Origin of the sequence: Barnesiella viscericola DSM 18177 (genome assembly GCF_000512915.1) — a bacterium.
GTDB classification, from domain to species: Bacteria; Bacteroidota; Bacteroidia; order Bacteroidales; family Barnesiellaceae; genus Barnesiella; species Barnesiella viscericola.
Window position 1 is genome coordinate 977143 of record NZ_CP007034.1, and the last position, 20798, is coordinate 997940.

The window sequence follows — 20798 nt, forward strand, 5'->3', positions numbered from 1 at the left end:
GAAAAGAAGAAACCTTGTCTTAATCTAAATACCTGTCAAGATGTTTGATATACTGGCCATAACCCTACTGATAGTCATAGCCTTGGCATTGGCGGTTCTCGAAATATTCTTTCTGCCCGGAATCACCATCGCCGGCATCTGCTCGCTCGTATTCTACGGCGGAGGCATCTACTATGCCTATGTCCTGTTCGGGACCAACGGGGCAGTCATCACCCTGCTCGTGGCAGCCATCGTGACCATAGCCGTCATCATCGGGTTCATGCGCTCACGCAGTTTCGACAAGATAGCCCTGCACACCGAGATAGACTCGGTTGTGCCCTCACAGGTACCGGCCGACATCAAGGTGGGCGACGTGGGCAAGACACTCACTCGGCTCAACCCGATGGGGAAAGTCATCGTGGGGCAACATACCGTCGAAGCCCAGGCCGAGAACGAACTTATCGAGGAGGAGACTCCAGTAAGAATCATACGCGTAGAACCCAATGTGGTTATCGTGTGCAAAGAGAACGAATAAAACAAATACAATCCTAAAACACAAATGAATATGATGGTTGGAATAGGACTATTGCTGGCGTTCGGTATTATCGTAATACTCGCCGTGTTCTTTTATTTCGTGCCGTTCCTCTTGTGGATCTCGGCCCAAGTGTCGGGAGTGAGAATCTCCCTCATACAGCTGTTTCTGATGCGTATCCGAAAGGTGCCGCCTCAAATCATCGTGCGGGGTATGATCGAAGCTCACAAAGCCGGGCTCAAAAACATTACCCGCGATGAACTCGAAGCCCACTACCTGGCCGGTGGTCATGTAGAACGCGTGGTACACGCCCTCGTATCGGCCTCGAAAGCCAATATCGACCTGGGCTTCCAGATGGCCACCGCCATCGACCTGGCCGGCCGCGACGTATTCGAGGCCGTGCAAATGTCGGTCAACCCCAAGGTTATCGACACCCCGCCGGTAACCGCCGTAGCCAAAGACGGAATCCAGCTGATAGCCAAAGCCCGTGTTACGGTGCGGGCCAACATCAGACAACTGGTGGGTGGAGCCGGCGAAGACACCGTACTGGCCCGTGTAGGCGAAGGCATCGTGTCGTCAATCGGTTCGTCCGAATCGCATAAACAGGTACTCGAAAACCCCGACTCCATCTCGAAACTGGTGTTGAAAAAAGGGCTCGACTCGGGTACGGCATTTGAAATCCTCTCGATCGATATTGCCGACATCGACATAGGCAAAAATATCGGTGCCACCTTGCAGATGGACCAGGCTCAGGCCGACAAGAACATCGCCCAGGCCAAGGCCGAAGAGCGCCGGGCCATGGCCATCGCCCTCGAACAGGAGATGAAAGCCAAGGCCCAAGAAGCCAGAGCCAAGGTTATCGAAGCCGAAGCCGAGGTGCCCAAGGCCATGGCCGAAGCCTTCCGCTCGGGGAACCTGGGAATCATGGACTACTACCGCATGAAAAACGTCGAAGCCGACACCGCCATGCGCGAATCGATAGCCAAGCCGACGGCAAAACCCGAGAAATAGTCTCGGGCATTCGATAGTACCTGTATAACAAACCCGTAACAAAAGCGGGATAACGTATGAAAAATAAAAAATATTCCTATATTTGAAACTTTTTCTAAATGACAATTGTTATATAGGAAACAAAAGTTCGAAAAACTATGATTTACCAATTGCCGCCTCTGCCCTACGGGACCAACGATTTAGCTCCGGTCATCAGCCAGGAGACCATCGAGTACCACTATGGCAAGCATGAACAAACCTATCTCGACAACCTCAATCGGCTCATCGATGGTACACCCTACGCCGAGAAGCCGCTCGAAGAGGTGATACGAGAAGCCGAAGGGGCCCTGTTCAACAATGCCTCCCAGGCCTGGAACCACATATTCTACTTCTTCACTTTCGCGCCCGACGGCCGTCGCAAACCGCAAGGCAAGCTGGCCGAAGCCATAGACCGACAGTGGGGAAGCCTGGAAAACTTCCAGAAAGAGTTTGAACAAGCCGGCGTTACCCTGTTCGGGTCGGGTTGGGTATGGCTATCCAAAGACCCCGAGGGCAAATTGGTAATCAGCCAGGAAAGCAATGCCGGTTCCCCACTGAAAAAGGGATACACCCCCCTGTTGACCTTCGACGTATGGGAACATGCCTACTATATCGACTACCGAAATCGACGGGCCGAACACCTGCACCGACTGTGGGAAATCGTCGACTGGTCGGTTGTCGAAGCAAGATACCTATAATTCGCATAGTCGCGCGTGAGCGTAACTCTATCTAGCACTTTAAAATAAGCATAATGTGATGAATTCTAAAGAAGAGATGCTGCGTGAGCAGCGTCTCTTTTTGCTTTAACAATATAAAATTCGATTCAAATAGACATATTTTCATTCCTTTCCCTATTACATATAATAATATTTACTATATTTGTCTATCAATTCGTCACAGAATTTGCATTTTTATTTACAAAAACAAGTATCAACCAAAATTCAATTTGAGATGCCTATGGCTACCAAGAAATTTATTCTCTCTGAAAAAGAGATTCCCCAGGCCTGGTACAACATTGTCGCCGACATGCCACACAAGCCTATGAGCCCGCTCAATCCGGCTACCAAAAAACCACTCACCGCCGAAGACCTCTACCCCATCTTTGCCGAAGAACTCTGCAAACAGGAGCTCAACGCTACCGATGCCTGGATAGAAATTCCCGACGAGGTTCGTGACATGTACAAGATATGGCGCCCTACCCCACTGGTGAGAGCACTGGGCCTCGAAAAGGCACTCGACACACCAGCTCACATCTATTTCAAAAACGAGAGTGTAAGCCCCGTAGGATCCCACAAACTCAACTCGGCTATTGCCCAAGCCTACTACTGCAAGAAACAGGGAGTGACCAACATCACGACCGAGACCGGTGCCGGGCAATGGGGAGCAGCCCTCTCGCTGGCCGCCAAAGCCTTTGGGCTCGAACTGGCCGTCTATATGGTCAAGGTTAGCTATCATCAGAAACCCTACCGGCGCTCCATCATGCAAACCTTCGGCGCACAAGTCATCGCTTCGCCCAGCATGTCGACCAAGGCCGGACGCAAGATACTCACCGAACACCCCAACTACCAAGGCAGCCTGGGTACCGCCATATCCGAAGCCATCGAGCTCGCCATGAGTACACCCAACTGCAAATACACCTTGGGGAGTGTACTCAACCACGTGTCGCTGCACCAGACCGTTATCGGCCTCGAAGCCGAAAAACAGATGGAGATGGCCGGCGAATACCCCGACGTCGTAATCGCCTGCTTCGGAGGCGGCTCCAACTTCTCGGGTATCGCCTTCCCCTTCCTGCGGCACAAACTGCGCGACGGCAAGGAGATACGCCTGGTTGCAGCCGAGCCCGCTTCATGTCCCAAACTCACCAAAGGTGTATTCCAATACGACTTTGGCGACGAAGCCGGCTACACCCCCCTGCTCCCCATGTACACCCTGGGGCATAACTTCGCACCGGCCAATATCCACGCCGGCGGACTCCGCTACCACGGAGCCGGGACCATCGTGAGCCAATTGAAAAAAGATGGCTACCTTGAAGCCGTCGACATCGACCAGCTCGACACCTTCAAAGCCGCCACTCTTTTCGCCCAAAGCGAAGGAATCATACCCGCCCCCGAATCGTCGCACGCCATCGCGGCCGCGATACAAGAGGCACTCAAAGCCAAAGAGGAGGGGAAAAAGCGTTGTATCCTCTTCAACCTTTCGGGACATGGCCTCATCGACATGACCGCCTACGACCAATACCTGGCAGGCGACCTTGTGAATTACAGCCTGCCCGATTCCGAAATCGAGAAGAATATCAGCGAGTTGGATAAAATCATTTAATGTTGTGAGATTGCAGGAGGATCTGAGCCGAAAAAATAATTGAAATTTTTTAGCTTCAAAATTTGGCCAATTCAAATACACCCGCTATATTTGCATCACCTTTCCGAAAGGAAACAAGCTGGCGGTTTAGTGTAGTGGCCTAGCACGCAACCCTCTCACGGTTGAGACTCGGGTTCGATTCCCGGAATCGCTACAACAAGAAACGAAAACTCAAAAGCCTATCAATTAGACTTTTGAGTTTTTTTCTATCCCAAAACGGGACAAAAACGAGACAAAATGCGTTCGTGTTTGGCGAATCTCCACGGATTTGCTAAATAAAAAAATGCTAAAAAACACACCTCCCGCGCGTATTGATTTTAACAATAGCGATTCTCCCCAAAAAGCAACTATCCCTCATCTCGGTTCCCCCTTGCGACGTCTGCATCTATCGCATCGACAAGAAATAGTTCCCACCGGAATTCATCATATTATCATAGATACCGCTGCTTTTACCCCAATAGATATTAATTTTTCAGATATCAACCAAGTATGTCAAGGGGCCGCACCGTAAGGTACAGCCCCTTGACCTGCTATTTTCACAGCCATTTCCCTGCGAAGTCCATCAACCCCTCTCACCGTATGAAATGGGTCGGAGTCCACGGTTCCGGCTCGGGGACAGTCTCTCCACCCTGTTTCAAGTTCTTCAATATCCAGGCCATGTTGCGGCCCAGGGTACGCATCGTTTGCAGTCCCTCGATGTCTTGGGTAGCTTCGCCCGGCAAACGGCCATGCACACTGTTCCAGTATTGCGACGAAACCACGGGCATGTTGTTGATGGTAAAGTACTTGTTCAACCGGTCGAACATGGCACTGGCTCCCCCGCGACGACACACGGCTACCGCAGCGGCCGGCTTGTAGGCCAGCAGCGACCCGGCCGAATAGAAGAGTCGGTCGAGCAAGGCACACAACGACCCGTTAGGCCCGGCATAATAGACGGGCGAACCCACCACGATACCGTCGGCGCCCGCCAGTTTTTCACGAATCGTATTGTAGAGATCATCGTTGAACACGCAACGACCCAACTGGGCGCAACGCCCGCAGGCGATACACCCCTGCACGGCTTTTACCCCGATGCCTACAATCTCCGTTTCTATCCCGTTAGCCTCCAATGCCTTCGCCACCTCCGACAGAGCAATGAAGGTATTCCCCTCCTTATGAGGGCTTCCATTGATCAGTAAAACTTTCATATCGTTATTTTTTGTCTTTACAAAAATAATCATGCCGAGCCGGTTTTGTTTACCCCGCAACCTTGATATTTATACCCGGGTTACAGATATTTTACAATTCCACTTTGCTGGAAGTTGGAGATAGGCTTCGTGGCTTACTCGATGATAACCGGAGGATTGCTCAGCGGAAAATATACGGCACAGCAGCGTTTGGCCGTTGGGTTTGCTGTCTCCGATTCCTGAATCTGAAAAAGTCTTTCCAACGGGGTATTTGTTCGGTATAAGTCAACCGAAAAGCCGGCGGTTGCAGGCTTTGCTTCCTGTGACCGCCGGCTTTTGTTTGCTGACATACGCGTTTTCTAAGCAGTGTATGGCGAATGTGTCAGCACTTTTCTGAGTAGGCTGTTTGTCTTTCGTTTTTTATCGGTTGCCGGGAACCCATACCTTTTGTACGGAACCGTCGGACATCTTGATGAGGTTCAGTCCCGGAGTTTCAGCCGGAAGTCTCTTCCCGTCGATGCTGTAACGTGCCACCTCATATGGTTTCTCGCTTGCGGTTACGCCGTCGATGTCGGAAGAGTCAAATTCGCTGATGCTTCTGAAATCTCGCCATTCTAAGCTATTCTTATAGGCATCTGCACAGCCTGTCGGTACGAACAGATCGATGTTTGCAGCCATAAACGAATAGAATGGCAGATAGCCGTTGGAGGTGGGAGGAACGGTTGCTTTACAGTAGATCTCTTTCAGACTGTTGCATGAAAGAGTCATGCCGGCCAACGTTTTAAGTGATGCCGGCAATGTCAGGGTTTCAATAATGTTATTGATGGCTCCCAGGCAATATATGCCCAGCTGCTCGGTGCCTTCCTTCACATTGAATTCTGTTTTCCCTTCGGGTATGATTGTTAATGTCAGTCCGTCTTTGGAGTAGATGGCCCCGTTGTACGAAGCGAAAACCGGGTTTTCACTGTCCACGTCGTATTCTTGTAGAGAGGGAAGATTGTATGAAAACATCGGTTCGAGATTTGTGAGTCCGGAACCCATATGGATCGTTTCCAGATATAAACTGTTGAAAATGGCATATTGCCGAAGGGTTGTAACGCTGTTCGGGAAAGTGGCGGTACGGATATGGTTGGAGTAGATGGCTCCGGAACAAATGGTTTCTCCCCCCTCGGGCACGTCGCAGGCTTCTACAGTGTTGTCAGCCGCAAAGATATACAGCGTTCTTCCTGAAATGTCGGTCAACGAGTTACCCATATTCTTGAAATTGGGATTGTCGGCTGCTACCGTCACGCTGCTTAATTGGTAGTTGCCCATGATGGCCATGTCGCCCCATGTGGCCAAATAATTTCCGAATGAGAGCGTTTGCAGTGCGTTGCAATAGCTGAATGCGAAACTTTTAATCTCTTTTACGTTCGGCATTTCAACGGATTGCAAATGCAGGTTCTGATAGAAAGCGTAGGAATCAACGATTTCGGTAGCCTCCGGCGTACGAATGGAGGTCTGAGGACTCTTGGCCGGGCAATAGAACAGTGTTTTGAGATCTTTTGAGTAGAGTATATTGTCAACAACAGTCAGATTGGGATTGTTATTGGATACGGAGATTTTTTCCAAACCTTCCGGCCAACCCTGGTTTACTCCTAAAAAAGCATTGTCGGGTATTGTCAACTCTTTCAGGACATTGCAACCGGCAAAAAAGATTCCCAGAAATTTGTCGTTTTCTCCGATAAGGTGCATGATGCCTTGGCTGTTATCGATATAATATGTTTGATCACTCGCTAAGAGAGATCCATCGTAACCGATGATGTTGACACCTGCCATATCCAGCTTTTCCAGTTTCCCTTCCGTCGGCGCACCGTAGAGGTCAGCGCCTGCCATATCCCGTAAAGTGCGAATATCGAAGCCGTTAAGGGGACCGGATACTTTCAGCTCCGTTGTGTTCCATTTGTCATTCTCTGAAATGAGGGTTGCCAGAGTACCCGGTGCAGTTGTTGTCACGTCCAGTTGGGTAGCCATGCCGGAGACGATGGTGGCAACCATGGCAAAAGCAGCCAGCCCGGCCTTTTTCAAAAATGAGTAATCAGTTCTTCCCATATTAATCAGATTTAAGTATTTGTTTTTCAAAAGTACCCATATTTATCTCAAATATATATAAATTTTACGATAGCAGCAAAAGTATCACATATTTTTATTTTTCATGGAACTTTATACACACAGATGCTTCTCCGTTTTTCAGCAGCTTGGTCTTCTTCAAGAAGAAAAACACATTGAATGAATTCCTTTTCATTTTCCTACTATTTTCAGTTTGTACAAAAACAGGAAACCGAACCCGTTTTCTTGCTATGCAAAATATTGACAATCAGCGAAAAAGGTCGTAATTCGGTGGAGATTTTTGCTCCACCTTTTATCTCCACCTTTTGCTCCACCTCGAACGGTAATATTTTGCCGTTTTTTGCGTGTCGGGGGAAAACAAAAAATCCCGATTTCGCTTGGAAATCAGGATTTTACTGTCTTTTGCTTTTCTTCAAAGTGGTGCCACCAGGAATCGAACCGGGGACACAAGGATTTTCAGTCCTTTGCTCTACCATCTGAGCTATGGCACCAGCGTTTTTGCGTGTGCAAAGGTAATGGATTGGTTTGAATTTACCAAATATTCGGTCGCTTTTTCTATCTGAAAATACGCTATCAAGGTCTTAACCTCTACGATACCAACACATTAAGCCAATCTTGTCAAGATACGATTTTCCCCGAAGCGATGTACCGGTGTGCGGCAAGGGCTTCGGGGAAAAGGTTATTTTCGGTGAGAGGTGCTTATTGCCCCTACTCCTCTTCGGCAAGGGAGTTCCAGCCTTGTGCCCGCAGGGTGATTTCGGCTCCGTCGCGGGTAATCATGCAACAGCCCAAATCGGGCTTGGTGATGTGGCCGATAACCCGAATGCCGGGTATGGCGGCGACGGTGTCGTGCTTTTCGAGGGGCACGGTAAAGAGCAGTTCGTAGTCTTCGCCTCCGTTGAGGGCAGCGGTGACGAGGTTCATGTTGAACTCCTCGGCCATGGCGGCTGTCTGGTAATCGATGGGTATGCGCTCTTCGTAGATGCGGCACCCGGCATGGCTCTGCGAACAGATGTGCAACAGTTCGGAGGAGAGGCCGTCGGAGATGTCCATCATGGCGGTGGGTACGATTCCGGCCTTGTCGAGTTCGGCCACGATATCTTTGCGGGCTTCGGGTTTCAGTTGGCGTTCGAGCAGGTATTCGTGTCCTTCGAAGGCGGGTTTGAACTCGGTTTCGCCGGCAAAGATGCGTTTCTCGCGTTCGAGCAGTTGCAGCCCCATGTAGGCGGCACCCAGGTCGCCGCTCACGCAGATGAGGTCGTTCTCGCGGGCACCGTTGCGATAAACGATTTTATCGGGGTCGCCCTCGCCGATACAGGTGATGCTGATGGTGAGTCCGGTCATCGAGGCCGAGGTATCGCCCCCCACGAGGTCGACGCCGTAGATGTCGCAGGCAAGTTGTATGCCGGCATAGAGGGCTTCGAGGTTCTCGACCGAGAAGCGCTTCGACACACCCAGCGAGACGGTGATCTGCCGCGGGGTTCCGTTCATGGCGTAGATATCGGAGAAATTGACCACGGCCGATTTGTAGCCCAGATGTTTCAAGGGTACGTAGGTGAGGTCGAAATGTACCCCTTCGAGCAACAGGTCGGTGGTAACGAGTACGCGTTTGCCCGAGTAGTCGAGCACGGCGGCATCGTCGCCCACCCCTTTCAGCGACGAGGGGTTTTTGAGTTGTATCTGCTTCGTGAGGTGGTCGATCAGGCCAAATTCGCCCAGCGAAGCTATTTCGGTACGTTTTTCTTCTTCCATAGTTTGTATAGCGGCAAAGCCCACGAGAGTCATGGGCTTTGTCTTGTTTTTTAACGGTTGGGGATTAAAATTGTTCTACCAGTTCTTTCATGATGAAGGTCATCTTGGGCTGTGCGGCGGCAGCGGCCTTCTGTACCTCCTCGTGCGAACATTTCTCGACGATGCCCTCCACACCCAGGTCGGTGATGACCGACACGGCGAATACCTCGATGCCGGCATGACGGGCCACGATAACCTCGGGCACGGTGCTCATACCCACGGCATCACCGCCGATGATGCGGAAGTAGCGATACTCGGCCGGCGTCTCGAACGTGGGACCTTGTGTGCCCACATAGACACCCTGCTGTACCTTGATGTGGTTCTTCTCGGCAATTTCGAGTGCCTTGGCAATGAGACGGTGCGAATAGGCCTCGCTCATATCGGGGAAGCGCACGCCCAGTTCGTTGTGGTTGCGCCCGTGCAGCGGATGTTCGGGGAAGAGGTTGATGTGGTCGCGGATAATCATGATATCGCCGATGGCAAAGTCGGGATTCATGCCGCCGGCCGCATTGGAGACGAAGAGGTGCTCGATGCCCAGCTCCTTCATCACCCGCACGGGGAAGGTAACCTGCTTCATGTCGTACCCCTCGTAATAGTGGAAGCGGCCCTGCATGGCCATCACATCTTTCTTGCCCAGTTTACCGAAGATGAGTTTGCCCTGATGCCCCTCGACGGTCGACACGGGGAAGTGGGGAATTTCGGTATAGGGAATCTCAGTCTTATCGGTAATGTGGTTTACCAACTCGCCCAACCCGGTACCCAAGATGATAGCGGTTTTGGGCAATACCTGCACTTTCGAGGCAATGTAGGCAGCGGTTTCTTTAATTTGCTCAATCATTGTATTTCTATTTTAATTATTAAATCCTTACCAGACTCGACGACCCAGCGGCTACGAGAGTAGCAGTCAGCGCTTGTCGAGTTGTCCGCGACGGGCCATGTCGATCATCTTCTCTCCCGGAATCAGATAGATGTCGAGACGCCGGTTCCTGGCCCGCCCTTCCATCGTAGCATTCGAGGCAACGGGGGCAAAGGGACCGGCCTCGTACAGCACCATGCAGTCGGTGTTGCCGCCATGACTGGCGAACCAGTTGCGCACGGCATGCGCCCGGGCCCGGGTGAGGTCGAGGCAATACGACTCGGAGCCGGTATCGTCGCTGTGCATGACCACCATCACATGATAGTAGTCGGGAATACGCAGGTCGCTCAGGAAGGGGCGCAAAAAGATGTCGGCCTTGTCGCTCAACATCGTATCGTTGGGCAAGAAGAGGTTCGAGGCGGCCAGCGTGGCCTTGATTACCTCGTAGTTGCGCACCAGTTTCAAATCGGTGAGGCGGGCCTTGCGCAGTCGCTTCATTTCGCGCGACTGTGCGGCGCGTATCTTGCGGGCCTCCTTATTATCGAGCTCGGGTATCGAGAGGTTCTCGTCGAGAGTCAGTTTGGTAATATCAATGTGTTCGGTAGCGGTAGCCTCGTCCTTCTTATCGCCGGTCGAGAACCACGACGAAATCGTGTTGGCTGCCTTCTGAAAGATATTCTGCGCAGCTACTCCGGCGGGGAGAATCGATGCGACCCCCAACAACAGAACCATTCCTGCTTTCCTGTTCATCATGCCCCTCCTTAAAATACGCCCAACGACTCTTCGTAATCCAACTCACCCCGTACCAGGAAAGGCATGTCCTCGTCGTCGATCTTCATGCCGTCCTTGTGGGCGCACTTGCGGGCATAGGCAATGATGTCGTCCTCGTCAATCTCGACCTCCTCGTCGTCACGGTCGTCGAAGAGCCCCTTCTGCTCGTAGTAGTCATACACCACGTCGGTAATGTAAACAATGTCGTCGTGGCTATATTTCTCCTTCAACTCCTGGGGCAACACATTCTGTATATATTTCACGGCGTCGTCTTCGTCGTAGGTAAACAAATCGTCGTTTTGGCTCATCTCATCTATTTTTATAAGGTTTATTGATTGGGTAAAAATACAAATCCTAACTGGCTTTTGCAAATCGGCCTAAAAAAAATAAGTTTTTTTGTTGCTATTCCGAAAAGTTTCTCTACATTTGTAGTGTACTATTAAACTAATACACCATAACAGCAAAACAACTCTAACCCAAAATAGTATGTTACAGATTGACAATCTTGTATTTAGCTATCACAAAAAGAAGGCTCCCATATTCGAGGGCATCAACCTGACGATACACCCGGGGTCGGTCTACGGCCTGCTGGGCAAGAACGGCATAGGCAAGTCGACCCTGCTCTATATGATGAGCGGACTGATGTTTCCCCACAAGGGACACATCACGCTCGACGGTGTGGAGGTGCGACGTCGTCGCCCCGAGACACTCGAAAAGATTTTTCTCGTGCCCGAGGAGTTCGACCTGCCCGCTATCTCGGTCGATGCCTATGTGCGCCGCAACAGCGTGTTCTATCCCTGTTTCGACCGCGAGCAGTTCGACCGATACCTGACCGATTTCGAGTTGGAGCCGGTCAAGAATCTGGCCAAGACTTCGATGGGACAGAAAAAGAAATATCTGGTGAGCTTCGCCCTGGCCACCAACACTCCGCTGCTGCTCATGGACGAGCCGACCAACGGCATGGACATTCCCTCGAAGAGCCAGTTCCGCAAGGTCATCGCCTCGGGTATGACCGAGCAGAAGAGCATCGTCATCTCGACTCACCAGGTGCGCGACCTCGAAAACATGATCGACCGCATCGACATTCTCGACGGGGGGCGCCTCCTGCTCGACAGCGACACGACCACCATCACCTCGCGCCTGCGCTTTGTCAAGGGGGCCGGCGAGGACGACATTGAGGGGGCTCTCTACTCGGTCTCGACCATCGCGGGGTACAGCGCCATACTGCCCAACCCCACAGGCGAGGAGTCGCCGCTCGACATCGAGATGCTCTTCAACTACGCCATCGAAAACCCGACGGAGATCGAACGCCTATTTGCCAACCCTGTAAAATGACACGACCATGAACGAATATGAAATAAACAACAATACCCAACAAGCCACCGTAACGGCGGCGCCGCAAAAGACGGTCTCCAACCTCTTCAACCCGAGACGTTTCGGCCTCTACTGCTCCAAACAGATACACGAATGGAAACGGGGACTCACTCTCCAATTCCTCGCCCTGGCAGGGATATACACCCTGCTGATGTTTCTCTTCCACCACACCGATGAAGAGGGGTCAACCCCCTCGATTGCCTCGACCGGGATACAGATAATCATCTGGCTGGGTTTCTTCGTCTATATCGCCAAAAGCGCTTCGAGCCTGGCCGACCAGATAGGAGTGCGCTCCAAACGGGTGCTCTACCTAGCGGTACCCGCCTCGACGGCCGAGAAATACATCGCTCACCTGCTGTGGACCGTGGTACTCTACCCCATTCTCTTCTTTGCCGCTATTCTCGTAGCCCAATATGTCTCGGAGGTTTTCTCGTCGGCCATACGCAACGAGCCCTTCAACCCGGGCACCCCGCTGCAAGGCATGCTCTCCTTCTGGGAAGGGAACCTGTACAACGTCTCTTCCCTGGTGAACTACACGATCAACATTATCGTTACCTTCACCCTGGGAGCCACGCTTTGGCAGAAAAACAGTTTTCTCAAAACCATCGCCGCCCTCTTCCTGCTGGGAATCATCGTCATCTTCTTCTACACCACCCTGCTGGGCAAAGAGGAGTTGGAGTCGATGTTTACCTATCTGGTCGTAGGTAATTACTTCGACAACTTCGACGCGACCTCCTTCATGTGGTTGATCAACGGTGTCAGTACCGTAGAGTATCTGCTGTTTGGATATATCGGCTACATGCGTATGAAAGAACTTGAAATCAACGAAACCAAACGATAAGCATGCAATTCAAAGAGAACCAAACCATCTACCTGCAAATCGCCGAACGCATCAGCGACGAGATACTGCTGGGCCACTATGCCACAGGGGCCCGCATACCCTCGGTGCGTGAATACGCGGCCCTCGTGGAGGTAAACGCCAACACGGTGATGCGTTCCTATGAATTTTTGCAGACCCAAAGCATAATCTTCAACAAGCGGGGTATCGGATTCTTCGTCGCGCCCGACGCCAAGATAAAGATTCGGGAATACCGGCGCAACGAATTCCTCAAAAACGAACTGCCCCGTTTCTTCATGCAGCTCTACACCCTGCATATCCCCATGGACGAAATCGACTCCATGTACCGGGAATTTATCGAAAACCTCACGTCAAACCCCTCAAACCAAGCCTCATGAAACGCTCAACCATAGTCCTGTTAATCGTTTTGGCCGTGATGATATTCGCCCCCATCATCGCCATCAAAATCATCAGCAACCTCTCACCCGAAACAAAATTGAAGAGTCTGAAAGAGTTGCTGGACTATAATGAAAATTCCGACGCTCCCATGCGTTACCTCGTTATCGACGATATCGACAACGATTCGGTAAGTGCCATCATCTACATCTCGACCCGCAACCAGAAAGATTCCCGGCAGGGCGTCGTCTTTGCCAACGGCGAGAACTACACGGGCGACACCCTGCACATCACCGACCAATCGTGGTTCCATAACCAGTTTCTCAACTACGACCACGATACCCGACTCATCGTCGAGAACCACAACCCCAACGTCACGCTCTTTTTCTCGGGAGGCAATTTCGACAGACTGATTATCCAGTCGCAGGGCGACGTAGTAGTAAAGAAATCGAACGTGGGTATGATGGTCGTGCAAGACAGTATCGGCCACAGTGGAATCAGTTGTACATTGAGCAATATCGGCACACTATTTGCATACCTCAACGATAAGTGTTCGCTGAGCCTGTCGAACAACAACATCGGCACCGCCTTCCTCCCCAAGGCGCTCGACACCTTGTTGCTCGAAGGCAACAACATCGGGGTCACGGGCTCTACCGACCTCATAGAGTTCAATCTGTCGAAAACTATCGGCAACGACAGTGTCGCCGCCGTGAATTTCGGTATCGGCGTGAAATATACCGACGACAAAGAAGATAAGGAATAGAACGGACAGAACAATTCATCACCATCTAATTGACTACGAACAGATGAAAATCGTTTTCAAACTGGGTATTTTACTGGGAGTCTTACTCTCGGCATTTTTTAAGGCCGAAGCCGCTGCGGTCGATTGCAAAATAAGCGGCACCGTGACCGATTCGATACGCCAAGAGGCTATCCCCTTCGTGACCGTGGGGGTGGAAAACAGCGACGGCAAAGTGCTGTCCCGAGTGGCCTCGGACGTGAACGGACGCTTCACCGTCACAGCCGCAGCGGGCAACCTCTATACGCTGGTCATCTCGTCGGTCGGCTATACGACCCGACGCGTCGAGATAGCCGTCGAACCGGGCGAACGCACCCAGAATCTGGGCGACCTCACCCTCACCGAGGGGACCGAACTGTCGGAGGTGACCGTCGTGGCCCAACGCCCCCTCATCAAGAGCGACATCGACAAGATTACCTACGACATGGAGGCCGACCCCGAGGCCACGAGCAACAACGCCCTCGACATGCTGCGCAAGGTACCCATGATTACCGTCGATGCCGAGGAGAACATTCGCCTCAACGGGCAGAGCAACTACAAGGTGCTGCTCAACGGCAAGAGCTCGGCCATCATGTCGGGCGACAACCTCAAAGAGGTGCTCAAAAGCATGCCGGCCAGTTCGATCAAGAATATAGAGGTCATCACCAACCCCTCGTCGAAATACGAGGCCGAGGGCGTGGGCGGTATCATCAACATCGTCACCGTGTCGCGCCGCGACTCCAACGGCATAGTGGGCAGCGTGGGGGCCAACGCCGACAACCGAGGCGGATTCGGCGGCAACGTCTACCTCTCCTCGCAGATCGGCAAGTTTGCCTTCTCGGGCCGCTACTCGGGCAACCGCTACACCAACGGTCACGGAGGTCACTCGAAAACCTTCACCGAGACCTACGGCAGCGACGAGTTCAACCACTCGAACGTTTACGGCAAATCGCGCTTCGAGGGTCTCGGCCACAACCTCTCGATCGAGGCCAGCTACGAAATCGACACCCTCAACCTCATCAGCTTCTCGGCCTTCGGCTGGCTGGGCAACAACAAGTCCAACGCCAATTTCGACTACACCTCCTACACCCGGGCCAATGACATCAGCAGTCAATACCAGTCGCTCACCCGCTCGAGCAGCGACTACGGCTCGGTGTCGGGTACGCTCGACTACCAGCGCTCGTTTGCCAAGAAAGACCGCACGCTCACGGCTTCATACCAGTTTGAATACAACCCCAACAACTCGGACTATACCACCGAAAGCAATGGCCTCATCAACTGGAACAGCTACATCGAACGCAGCAAGAACAAGGCTCACGGTACCGAACAGACCGTACAAATCGACTACTTCGACCCCCTCACCGAGATGCACCAGATCGAGGCCGGGGCCAAGTATATCATGCGCTGCAACGTGAGCGACGGCGACCGCACCCAAAGTCTGTGGGACGAACCTACCGATACCTGGAACGATGTGCTGCTGCCGGTCAACGACCTCGACTACACGCAACACATTCTGGGGCTCTATGCCGGCTATGTATTGAAAATCAAGAAATGGAGCGGCAAGGTAGGTGCCCGACTCGAATCGACCTGGAACGACGGCCGCACCACCAACCACGACGCCGAGGGAGGAACACAAGAGACCCGATTTGACAACGACTTCTTCAACGTGGTGCCCTATGTGACCCTCTCGTGGCAGCCTCGCGAGATGCAGACCGTCAAGCTCTCCTACACGCAGCGGCTCAGCCGCCCGGGCATCTGGCAGCTCAACCCCTTCAAAGATACCTCCACCCCCATGCAGGTGACCTACGGTAACCCCAACCTCGACTCCGAGATTTCGCACACCTTCTCGCTGGGATATACCCTCTTCACTGCCACGGGCATGAGCCTGGCCGCCGAACTGAACGGCCGCGTGCAGAACAACGGTATCGAGCAGACCATCTTCATGGACGAGAACGGTATCGCCAACGTCACCTACGACAACATAGGGCGGGCCCGCGAGTGCAAACTGAACGTATTCTTCTCGGGCAACGTGCTGCCCACGCTCAACCTCTATACCAACCTCTCGGGCGGATACGGCGATTACAGTTCAAAACAGGCCGGATACTCCAACAAGGGGTGGGACTACAACGGTTTCCTGGGTGCCCGCTGGAATGCCTGGAAAGACGGTGCCATCAGTGCCAACCTGGGTTACTACTCGGGATTCCGCATGCTGGTGGGAACCACGGCTCCCTTTGCCTTCTGCGGGTTCAGCGTGAGCCAGTCGTTCTTCAACAAGCGGTTGCAGCTGACCCTCTCGGCCAGCGACCCCTTCTCGAAAGAGCGTAAGTTTGTCATGCACATCAAGAACGACGACTACCGCATCGACAGCTACAACTACAACCCCTGCCAGTATGTGCGGCTGGGTATAACCTACTCGTTCGGACAGATGAAAAACTCGGTGAAGAAGGCCCGCCGCAGTATCAACAACGACGACCTCAAAAGCGGCGGCAGCGGTGCCGGTAGCGGCGCCGCCGGCAGCATGAGCGGAGGCTCGGGCGGAGGCATGTAAACATGTAAACTCTACTTATTCAAAACTCTTTTGATTTAATACACCTACAAGCCCGTATCCCTGCGAAGAGATGCGGGCTTACTCTTTTTTTCTTTTTCATCGGGGGAAGGGAGAAAATAGCGTTGGAAAGGTAGAGGGAGCATTCCCGATAAACCGGGGAGAACCAAACTGGTTCCATCGCGATTTCGGGGCCGATTCCGGCAACAGACAATCGATTAAACAATCTGTTTCTTATAGGCTCTTAATTCTTGCTTGATACGGAATATCCGGGTCTTGACCGTACCCAACGGCAGGCCCTGGCTGCGGGCAATCTCGTCGTAGTGATAGCCTTGAAGATAAAGTTCGAACAGGGTGCGGCTATCGGGCGGCAGGAGACTCATGATGCGCTCTATATCGGTAGCGGAAAAGGAACACTCGGTATCGATTTCGCAGAAAGTTTCGTCCTCGGGAATTTGGAAGTCAATCGAAAGGGATTGCCGACGAGAGGCACTGCGATGGCAGTTCACAAAAAGGTTGAACATGATGGTGCACAGCCAGTTCTTGATATTTCCGGACTCCCGGTACATCTCTTTACTCACCAGAGCTTTCAGCGATGTTTCCTGCAACAGGTCTTTGGCATCGTCGTCATTGCGAGTGAGACTCCGGGCAAAGCCCAACAGAGCACCTTGTAGCCTCACTACGCGCTGCTCAAAATCTTCTTGACTCATTATATGTGTTTAGTCATTAACCGAATAAAGGCGTAAAAGTAATATATTATTTCGACAACGAATGTATAAATATCAATTTTTATTCCTCCCGAGAAGAAATGAATCAAATTCTATTTCGGAGCCTTCTTATACAGCACGACGGCTATCACCGTATAGATGATGTTGGGAATCCACATGGCCAGCATGGGTGACGTGGCTCCCGACACGGCAAAGGTCGAGGTGACGGTCGAGAACAAGATGTAGGAGAAGCTCAACAACAACCCGATACCGATGTTGATACCCATGCCCCCCTTCACCTTGCGCGAAGAGAGCGACATGCCGATGGCCGTGAGGATAAACGAGGCGGCGGCCATGGCGAAACGCCGTTCATACTCAATCTCGAAATTCTTGATATTGGCCACACCCCGCTCCTTCTGCCGGGCGATGTAGCGACGCAACTCGGGAGTAGTCATCATCTCGCTGTCGTTTTGCGAAATGAGGAAATCGGAGGGCTCGATGGGGACGATGGTGTCGAGCGACGTACCCCGCACCAGCTCCTCGCGCATGCCGTTGAAATTGCGTATCAGGTAGTTGTTGACCCGCCAGTGGTAGGCCGAGTCGTAGTTGACGGTCTGAGCGGTGAGTCGCGATTTCAGCACCTTCTTGTCAAACTTTTCGAGCGAGAAGCGGTAGCCGGTCTTGTTGCTGTTGTCGTAGCGCGATATGTAGGCGATGACCCCCGGCTCGACCTGCAACTGTATGTTGCTGGCATAGTCGACCCGCTTGTTCTTCACGTAGGTATTGGTGTACTCGATGCGGGTCACGTTGGCGGGCGGAATGACATAGCAGCTCAGATAAAGGTTCAAGGCCGCGATAATGGCGGCCGAAATCATGTAGGGCACAAAGAGCCGCTTGAAACTGATTCCGCTCGACAACATGGCGATAATCTCGGAATTGTCGGCCAGCTTGGAGGTGAAGAAGATGACGGCGATAAAGGTGAACAGCGGGCTGAACAGGTTGGCAAAATAGGGCAGGAAATTGAAAAAATAGTCGAATATCGTGGCCGACAGCGGAGCTTTGAGGAACGAATCGAGCTTCTCGTTGATGTCGAACATGACCGTGATAGCCAGGATAAGGGCTATGGCAAAGAAGTATGTTCCCAAAAACTTCTTGATGATATAGATGTCTATCTTTTTCAGTACCTTCATCGTGCGATGCTTTACAACCGTGTGGTCACGCGGCGCACCATCTCGTCCTTCCAGGGCTTGAACGTGCCGGCCAGAATCTGACGACGGGCCTCCTGTGTGAGCCATACATAAAATGCCAAGTTGTGTATCGAGGCTATCTGCATGGCCAGAATCTCTTCGCTGATGAAGAGGTGGCGCAGATAGGCCTTGCTGTAACAGGTATCGACATACGACGTACCCTCGGGGTCGATGGGCGAGAAATCGTCGGCCCATTTCTTGTTGCGCATGTTCATGATGCCGTTGCGGGTGAAGAGCATGCCGTTGCGGCCGTTGCGGGTAGGCATCACGCAGTCAAACATGTCGACACCCCGCTCGATACCCTCCAAGATATTGGCGGGGGTACCCACCCCCATGAGGTAGCGGGGCTTGTCCTGCGGCAGAATGTCGTTGACCACTTCGATCATCTCGTACATCTTTTCGGTAGGCTCACCCACGGCCAGTCCGCCGATGGCATTGCCGTCGGCCCCCAGGTCGGCCACATGCTTGGCCGCCTCGGTGCGCAGGTCGCGATAGACACACCCCTGCACGATGGGGAAAAACGTCTGCCGGTAGCCATACAGCCCCTCGGTCTCGCAAAAGTGCTTCCACCCCCGGTCGAGCCAGCGGCGAGTCAGCGCCAGCGACTTTTTGGCATAGTCATAGTCGGCATCGCCCGGGGTACACTCGTCGAGCGCCATCATGATGTCCGACCCGATGATGCGCTGCGTATCCACCACATTCTCGGGCGTGAAGAGGTGTTTCGAGCCGTCGATGTGCGAGCGGAAGTGCGCCCCCTCTTCGGTGAGCTTGCGACGGTCCGACAGCGAGAAGACCTGGAAGCCGCCACTATCGGTGAGAATGGGACGCTCCCACCCGTTGAACTTGTGCAACCCGCCGGCCTTGTGCAAGATGTCGAGGCCCGGGCGCAGGTACAGGTGATAGGTGTTGCCCAGGATTATCTGGGCCTTGATGTCGTCGCGCAGCTCGCGCTGATGCACAGCCTTGACCGACGCTACCGTGCCCACGGGCATGAAGATAGGCGTCAGTATCGTGCCGTGGTCGGTCGTGATTACGCCGGCCCGGGCATGGCTACGCTCATCGGTATGTATCAGCTCAAAATTCATCGTCTGTCGTTCCAATTCGAGTATTCGGGAGCGCCGCCGCAAGCAGCTGCCCCCACCTGTATCGCCCATCGAGCGAGACAGGTCGCAATTTTTCAGGCTACAAAGATAGTGCAAGCAAAGGGCAAAATCAAATTTATTTCGGTTTTGCCCGGCCGAATTTCGGCCGGCCCCCACCGGCCGGGGAGAAAAAGGAGGAGAAAAGACGGGGTATCGTTCCCGGCTTGGTGAATCGATTAAATGTTTTTATAATATTATTAACGGTTAATTTTCGGGAGAATCGCCGGGCGGTTTCCAAATTGCGGGTATCTTTGTAACCGTTATGCGGAATCCACGAACAACACAGTTGCTGCGCCCATGGGTTTGCGGACTTTTCATGACCTGCGCCGTCGCGGTGTGGGCCGAGTCGCCTGCGCCGCCTCCCATGCGTCCGGGCAACGGGTCGGAACTGGAAATCAAAGGGGGTGAACTGTCGTGGCCCCGCACCGAACAGATGCCTACCTCTACCCCCAAAGACCAATTCATACAACGTCGGCTCGACGACCATTTGGAGAAGGCTTCGCTGCAAGTGATGAAACCCTCGACGCTCTTCCCCGAGAACCCGTCGGAGTTTATGATGAACGTCATCTTGCTGCATGCCGTGAAGGACAGTATCGCCAGCCTGCATGACGAGACGATTGCCCGCATGGGCGAGATGTTCCTGATGCGCAATCTGCTGCGCCCCCTCTCGGACGACCGCCCCGACCCGGTCAACAACTTTATGATGGGGGCTCCCAACACCATGCCGTTCGGTCTTGGGATAGCCTATGTGGGAATTATCGACCCCGTGGAGCTTTATCGCGAATGGAAACGCAAGAAACAGGCGCTGCGCACCAAGATGGTGCTGATGACGCTCTTCGGCGACGACAACCGCCTGCTCACCAAGCAGGAGACCGATTCTATCAAACTGAGCATCGAGAAGAAACGGAATGTCCCGGTGAGCCGAATCGCCAACCCGGTGCTTATCTCTACCTTGTTGGAAAACGACACGATAGTGGCCCCCTCGAAACCCAAGTTCAGGGCTCCGTTGTGGGGCAAAGAACGTCCCGAGATTCCCCTCGACACACTTGCCTTGCCGGGCGACTCGACCGTGCGCCCCACCCCTGCGGCGGCTGCCCGCCCCGACTCCATCGCCTCCCGATGCCGGGAGTGACCTCATCGCACCCTCTCCTCCCCCCTTACCTGCCCCACCCTGCGAACC

General features: G+C 52.9%; 19 protein-coding genes and 2 tRNA genes. 11 read left to right on the plus strand and 10 right to left on the minus strand.

The genetic code is table 11. From position 1 onward, the window contains the following. Positions 1-40: 40 nt before the first annotated feature. From BARVI_RS03875 to BARVI_RS03895, 5 genes are all read left to right on the plus strand, one after another. On the plus strand, positions 41-514 hold the full coding sequence (locus BARVI_RS03875; protein ID WP_025277963.1) for an NfeD family protein: 474 nt from the start codon (positions 41-43) through the stop codon (positions 512-514). 30 nt (positions 515-544) lie between these two features. Beyond that, positions 545-1522 carry a flotillin-like protein FloA gene (floA, locus tag BARVI_RS03880; protein ID WP_394330827.1) on the plus strand — a complete coding sequence of 326 codons (978 nt, stop codon included), beginning with the start codon at positions 545-547 and terminating at the stop codon, positions 1520-1522. A gap of 137 nt (positions 1523-1659) precedes the next feature. Further along, entirely contained in the window at positions 1660-2238 is a 579-nt protein-coding gene (locus tag BARVI_RS03885) for a superoxide dismutase (RefSeq protein WP_025277965.1), read from the plus strand. A gap of 259 nt (positions 2239-2497) precedes the next feature. Next, on the plus strand, positions 2498-3859 hold the full coding sequence (locus BARVI_RS03890) for a TrpB-like pyridoxal phosphate-dependent enzyme (protein ID WP_025277966.1): 1362 nt from the start codon (positions 2498-2500) through the stop codon (positions 3857-3859). Between the two features lie 120 nt (positions 3860-3979). Beyond that, a tRNA-Glu gene (locus BARVI_RS03895) sits at positions 3980-4052 on the plus strand. 418 nt (positions 4053-4470) lie between these two features. Here BARVI_RS03895 and BARVI_RS03900 read toward each other — a convergent pair. The 7 genes from BARVI_RS03900 to BARVI_RS03930 form a co-directional block, all read right to left on the minus strand. Continuing rightward, positions 4471-5085, minus strand: coding sequence for a flavodoxin family protein (locus BARVI_RS03900; protein ID WP_025277967.1), 615 nt, complete (start codon positions 5083-5085; stop codon positions 4471-4473). Positions 5086-5484: 399 nt separating this feature from the next. Then, on the minus strand, positions 5485-7155 hold the full coding sequence (locus tag BARVI_RS03905; RefSeq protein WP_025277968.1) for a leucine-rich repeat domain-containing protein: 1671 nt from the start codon (positions 7153-7155) through the stop codon (positions 5485-5487). Between the two features lie 436 nt (positions 7156-7591). After that, positions 7592-7664: transfer RNA gene (locus BARVI_RS03910), tRNA-Phe, on the minus strand. Positions 7665-7881: 217 nt separating this feature from the next. Next, entirely contained in the window at positions 7882-8925 is a 1044-nt protein-coding gene (thiL, locus tag BARVI_RS03915; RefSeq protein WP_025277969.1) for a thiamine-phosphate kinase, read from the minus strand. A gap of 64 nt (positions 8926-8989) precedes the next feature. Further along, positions 8990-9802, minus strand: a complete 813-nt coding sequence (locus BARVI_RS03920; protein ID WP_025277970.1) for a purine-nucleoside phosphorylase — start codon at positions 9800-9802, stop codon at positions 8990-8992. 66 nt (positions 9803-9868) lie between these two features. After that, positions 9869-10573, minus strand: coding sequence for an OmpA family protein (locus tag BARVI_RS03925; RefSeq protein ID WP_084546979.1), 705 nt, complete (start codon positions 10571-10573; stop codon positions 9869-9871). An 8-nt stretch (positions 10574-10581) separates the two neighbouring features. Then, complete coding sequence (locus tag BARVI_RS03930) at positions 10582-10899, minus strand: hypothetical protein (RefSeq protein WP_025277972.1); 318 nt, start codon at positions 10897-10899, stop codon at positions 10582-10584. 178 nt (positions 10900-11077) lie between these two features. On the opposite strand from BARVI_RS03930, the gene BARVI_RS03935 reads away from it, so the two are divergent. The 5 genes from BARVI_RS03935 to BARVI_RS03955 are packed head-to-tail and all read left to right on the plus strand — an operon-like array spanning position 11078 to position 16525. Continuing rightward, positions 11078-11926 carry an ABC transporter ATP-binding protein gene (locus tag BARVI_RS03935; protein ID WP_025277973.1) on the plus strand — a complete coding sequence of 283 codons (849 nt, stop codon included), beginning with the start codon at positions 11078-11080 and terminating at the stop codon, positions 11924-11926. 7 nt (positions 11927-11933) lie between these two features. Continuing rightward, positions 11934-12806 (plus strand): hypothetical protein, encoded by an 873-nt coding sequence (locus BARVI_RS03940; protein ID WP_025277974.1) that lies wholly within the window; start codon positions 11934-11936, stop codon positions 12804-12806. 2 nt (positions 12807-12808) lie between these two features. Then, positions 12809-13201, plus strand: a complete 393-nt coding sequence (locus BARVI_RS03945; protein WP_025277975.1) for a GntR family transcriptional regulator — start codon at positions 12809-12811, stop codon at positions 13199-13201. After that, on the plus strand, positions 13198-13962 hold the full coding sequence (locus tag BARVI_RS03950; protein WP_157232526.1) for a hypothetical protein: 765 nt from the start codon (positions 13198-13200) through the stop codon (positions 13960-13962). The genes BARVI_RS03945 and BARVI_RS03950 overlap by 4 nt, the downstream gene beginning before the upstream one ends. Before the next feature lie 43 nt (positions 13963-14005). Continuing rightward, positions 14006-16525, plus strand: coding sequence for a TonB-dependent receptor domain-containing protein (locus BARVI_RS03955; protein WP_025277977.1), 2520 nt, complete (start codon positions 14006-14008; stop codon positions 16523-16525). 215 nt (positions 16526-16740) lie between these two features. Here BARVI_RS03955 and BARVI_RS03960 read toward each other — a convergent pair whose 3' ends face one another. From BARVI_RS03960 to tgt, 3 genes are all read right to left on the minus strand, one after another. Further along, positions 16741-17232, minus strand: coding sequence for an RNA polymerase sigma factor (locus tag BARVI_RS03960; RefSeq protein ID WP_025277978.1), 492 nt, complete (start codon positions 17230-17232; stop codon positions 16741-16743). Between the two features lie 110 nt (positions 17233-17342). Further along, entirely contained in the window at positions 17343-18419 is a 1077-nt protein-coding gene (locus tag BARVI_RS03965) for an LptF/LptG family permease (RefSeq protein WP_025277979.1), read from the minus strand. A gap of 11 nt (positions 18420-18430) precedes the next feature. Next, positions 18431-19561: a tRNA guanosine(34) transglycosylase Tgt gene (gene tgt, locus BARVI_RS03970; RefSeq protein ID WP_025277980.1), complete on the minus strand. Its 1131-nt coding sequence runs from the start codon at positions 19559-19561 to the stop codon at positions 18431-18433. A 319-nt stretch (positions 19562-19880) separates the two neighbouring features. On the opposite strand from tgt, the gene BARVI_RS03975 reads away from it, so the two are divergent. Continuing rightward, complete coding sequence (locus BARVI_RS03975; RefSeq protein WP_157232527.1) at positions 19881-20750, plus strand: hypothetical protein; 870 nt, start codon at positions 19881-19883, stop codon at positions 20748-20750. Positions 20751-20798 lie beyond the last annotated feature (48 nt).

What these genes read in the sequence shown, in the direction of transcription:
- BARVI_RS03875 (WP_025277963.1), top strand. Translation starts at nt 41, where the DNA reads ATGTTTGATATACTGGCCATAACCCTACTGATAGTCATAGCCTTGGCA.
- floA (WP_394330827.1), top strand. Translation starts at nt 545, where the DNA reads ATGATGGTTGGAATAGGACTATTGCTGGCGTTCGGTATTATCGTAATA.
- BARVI_RS03885 (WP_025277965.1), top strand. Translation starts at nt 1,660, where the DNA reads ATGATTTACCAATTGCCGCCTCTGCCCTACGGGACCAACGATTTAGCT.
- BARVI_RS03890 (WP_025277966.1), top strand. Translation starts at nt 2,498, where the DNA reads ATGGCTACCAAGAAATTTATTCTCTCTGAAAAAGAGATTCCCCAGGCC.
- BARVI_RS03900 (WP_025277967.1), bottom strand. Translation starts at nt 5,085, where the DNA reads ATGAAAGTTTTACTGATCAATGGAAGCCCTCATAAGGAGGGGAATACC.
- BARVI_RS03905 (WP_025277968.1), bottom strand. Translation starts at nt 7,155, where the DNA reads ATGGGAAGAACTGATTACTCATTTTTGAAAAAGGCCGGGCTGGCTGCT.
- thiL (WP_025277969.1), bottom strand. Translation starts at nt 8,925, where the DNA reads ATGGAAGAAGAAAAACGTACCGAAATAGCTTCGCTGGGCGAATTTGGC.
- BARVI_RS03920 (WP_025277970.1), bottom strand. Translation starts at nt 9,802, where the DNA reads ATGATTGAGCAAATTAAAGAAACCGCTGCCTACATTGCCTCGAAAGTG.
- BARVI_RS03925 (WP_084546979.1), bottom strand. Translation starts at nt 10,573, where the DNA reads ATGATGAACAGGAAAGCAGGAATGGTTCTGTTGTTGGGGGTCGCATCG.
- BARVI_RS03930 (WP_025277972.1), bottom strand. Translation starts at nt 10,899, where the DNA reads ATGAGCCAAAACGACGATTTGTTTACCTACGACGAAGACGACGCCGTG.
- BARVI_RS03935 (WP_025277973.1), top strand. Translation starts at nt 11,078, where the DNA reads ATGTTACAGATTGACAATCTTGTATTTAGCTATCACAAAAAGAAGGCT.
- BARVI_RS03940 (WP_025277974.1), top strand. Translation starts at nt 11,934, where the DNA reads ATGAACGAATATGAAATAAACAACAATACCCAACAAGCCACCGTAACG.
- BARVI_RS03945 (WP_025277975.1), top strand. Translation starts at nt 12,809, where the DNA reads ATGCAATTCAAAGAGAACCAAACCATCTACCTGCAAATCGCCGAACGC.
- BARVI_RS03950 (WP_157232526.1), top strand. Translation starts at nt 13,198, where the DNA reads ATGAAACGCTCAACCATAGTCCTGTTAATCGTTTTGGCCGTGATGATA.
- BARVI_RS03955 (WP_025277977.1), top strand. Translation starts at nt 14,006, where the DNA reads ATGAAAATCGTTTTCAAACTGGGTATTTTACTGGGAGTCTTACTCTCG.
- BARVI_RS03960 (WP_025277978.1), bottom strand. Translation starts at nt 17,232, where the DNA reads ATGAGTCAAGAAGATTTTGAGCAGCGCGTAGTGAGGCTACAAGGTGCT.
- BARVI_RS03965 (WP_025277979.1), bottom strand. Translation starts at nt 18,419, where the DNA reads ATGAAGGTACTGAAAAAGATAGACATCTATATCATCAAGAAGTTTTTG.
- tgt (WP_025277980.1), bottom strand. Translation starts at nt 19,561, where the DNA reads ATGAATTTTGAGCTGATACATACCGATGAGCGTAGCCATGCCCGGGCC.
- BARVI_RS03975 (WP_157232527.1), top strand. Translation starts at nt 19,881, where the DNA reads ATGCGGAATCCACGAACAACACAGTTGCTGCGCCCATGGGTTTGCGGA.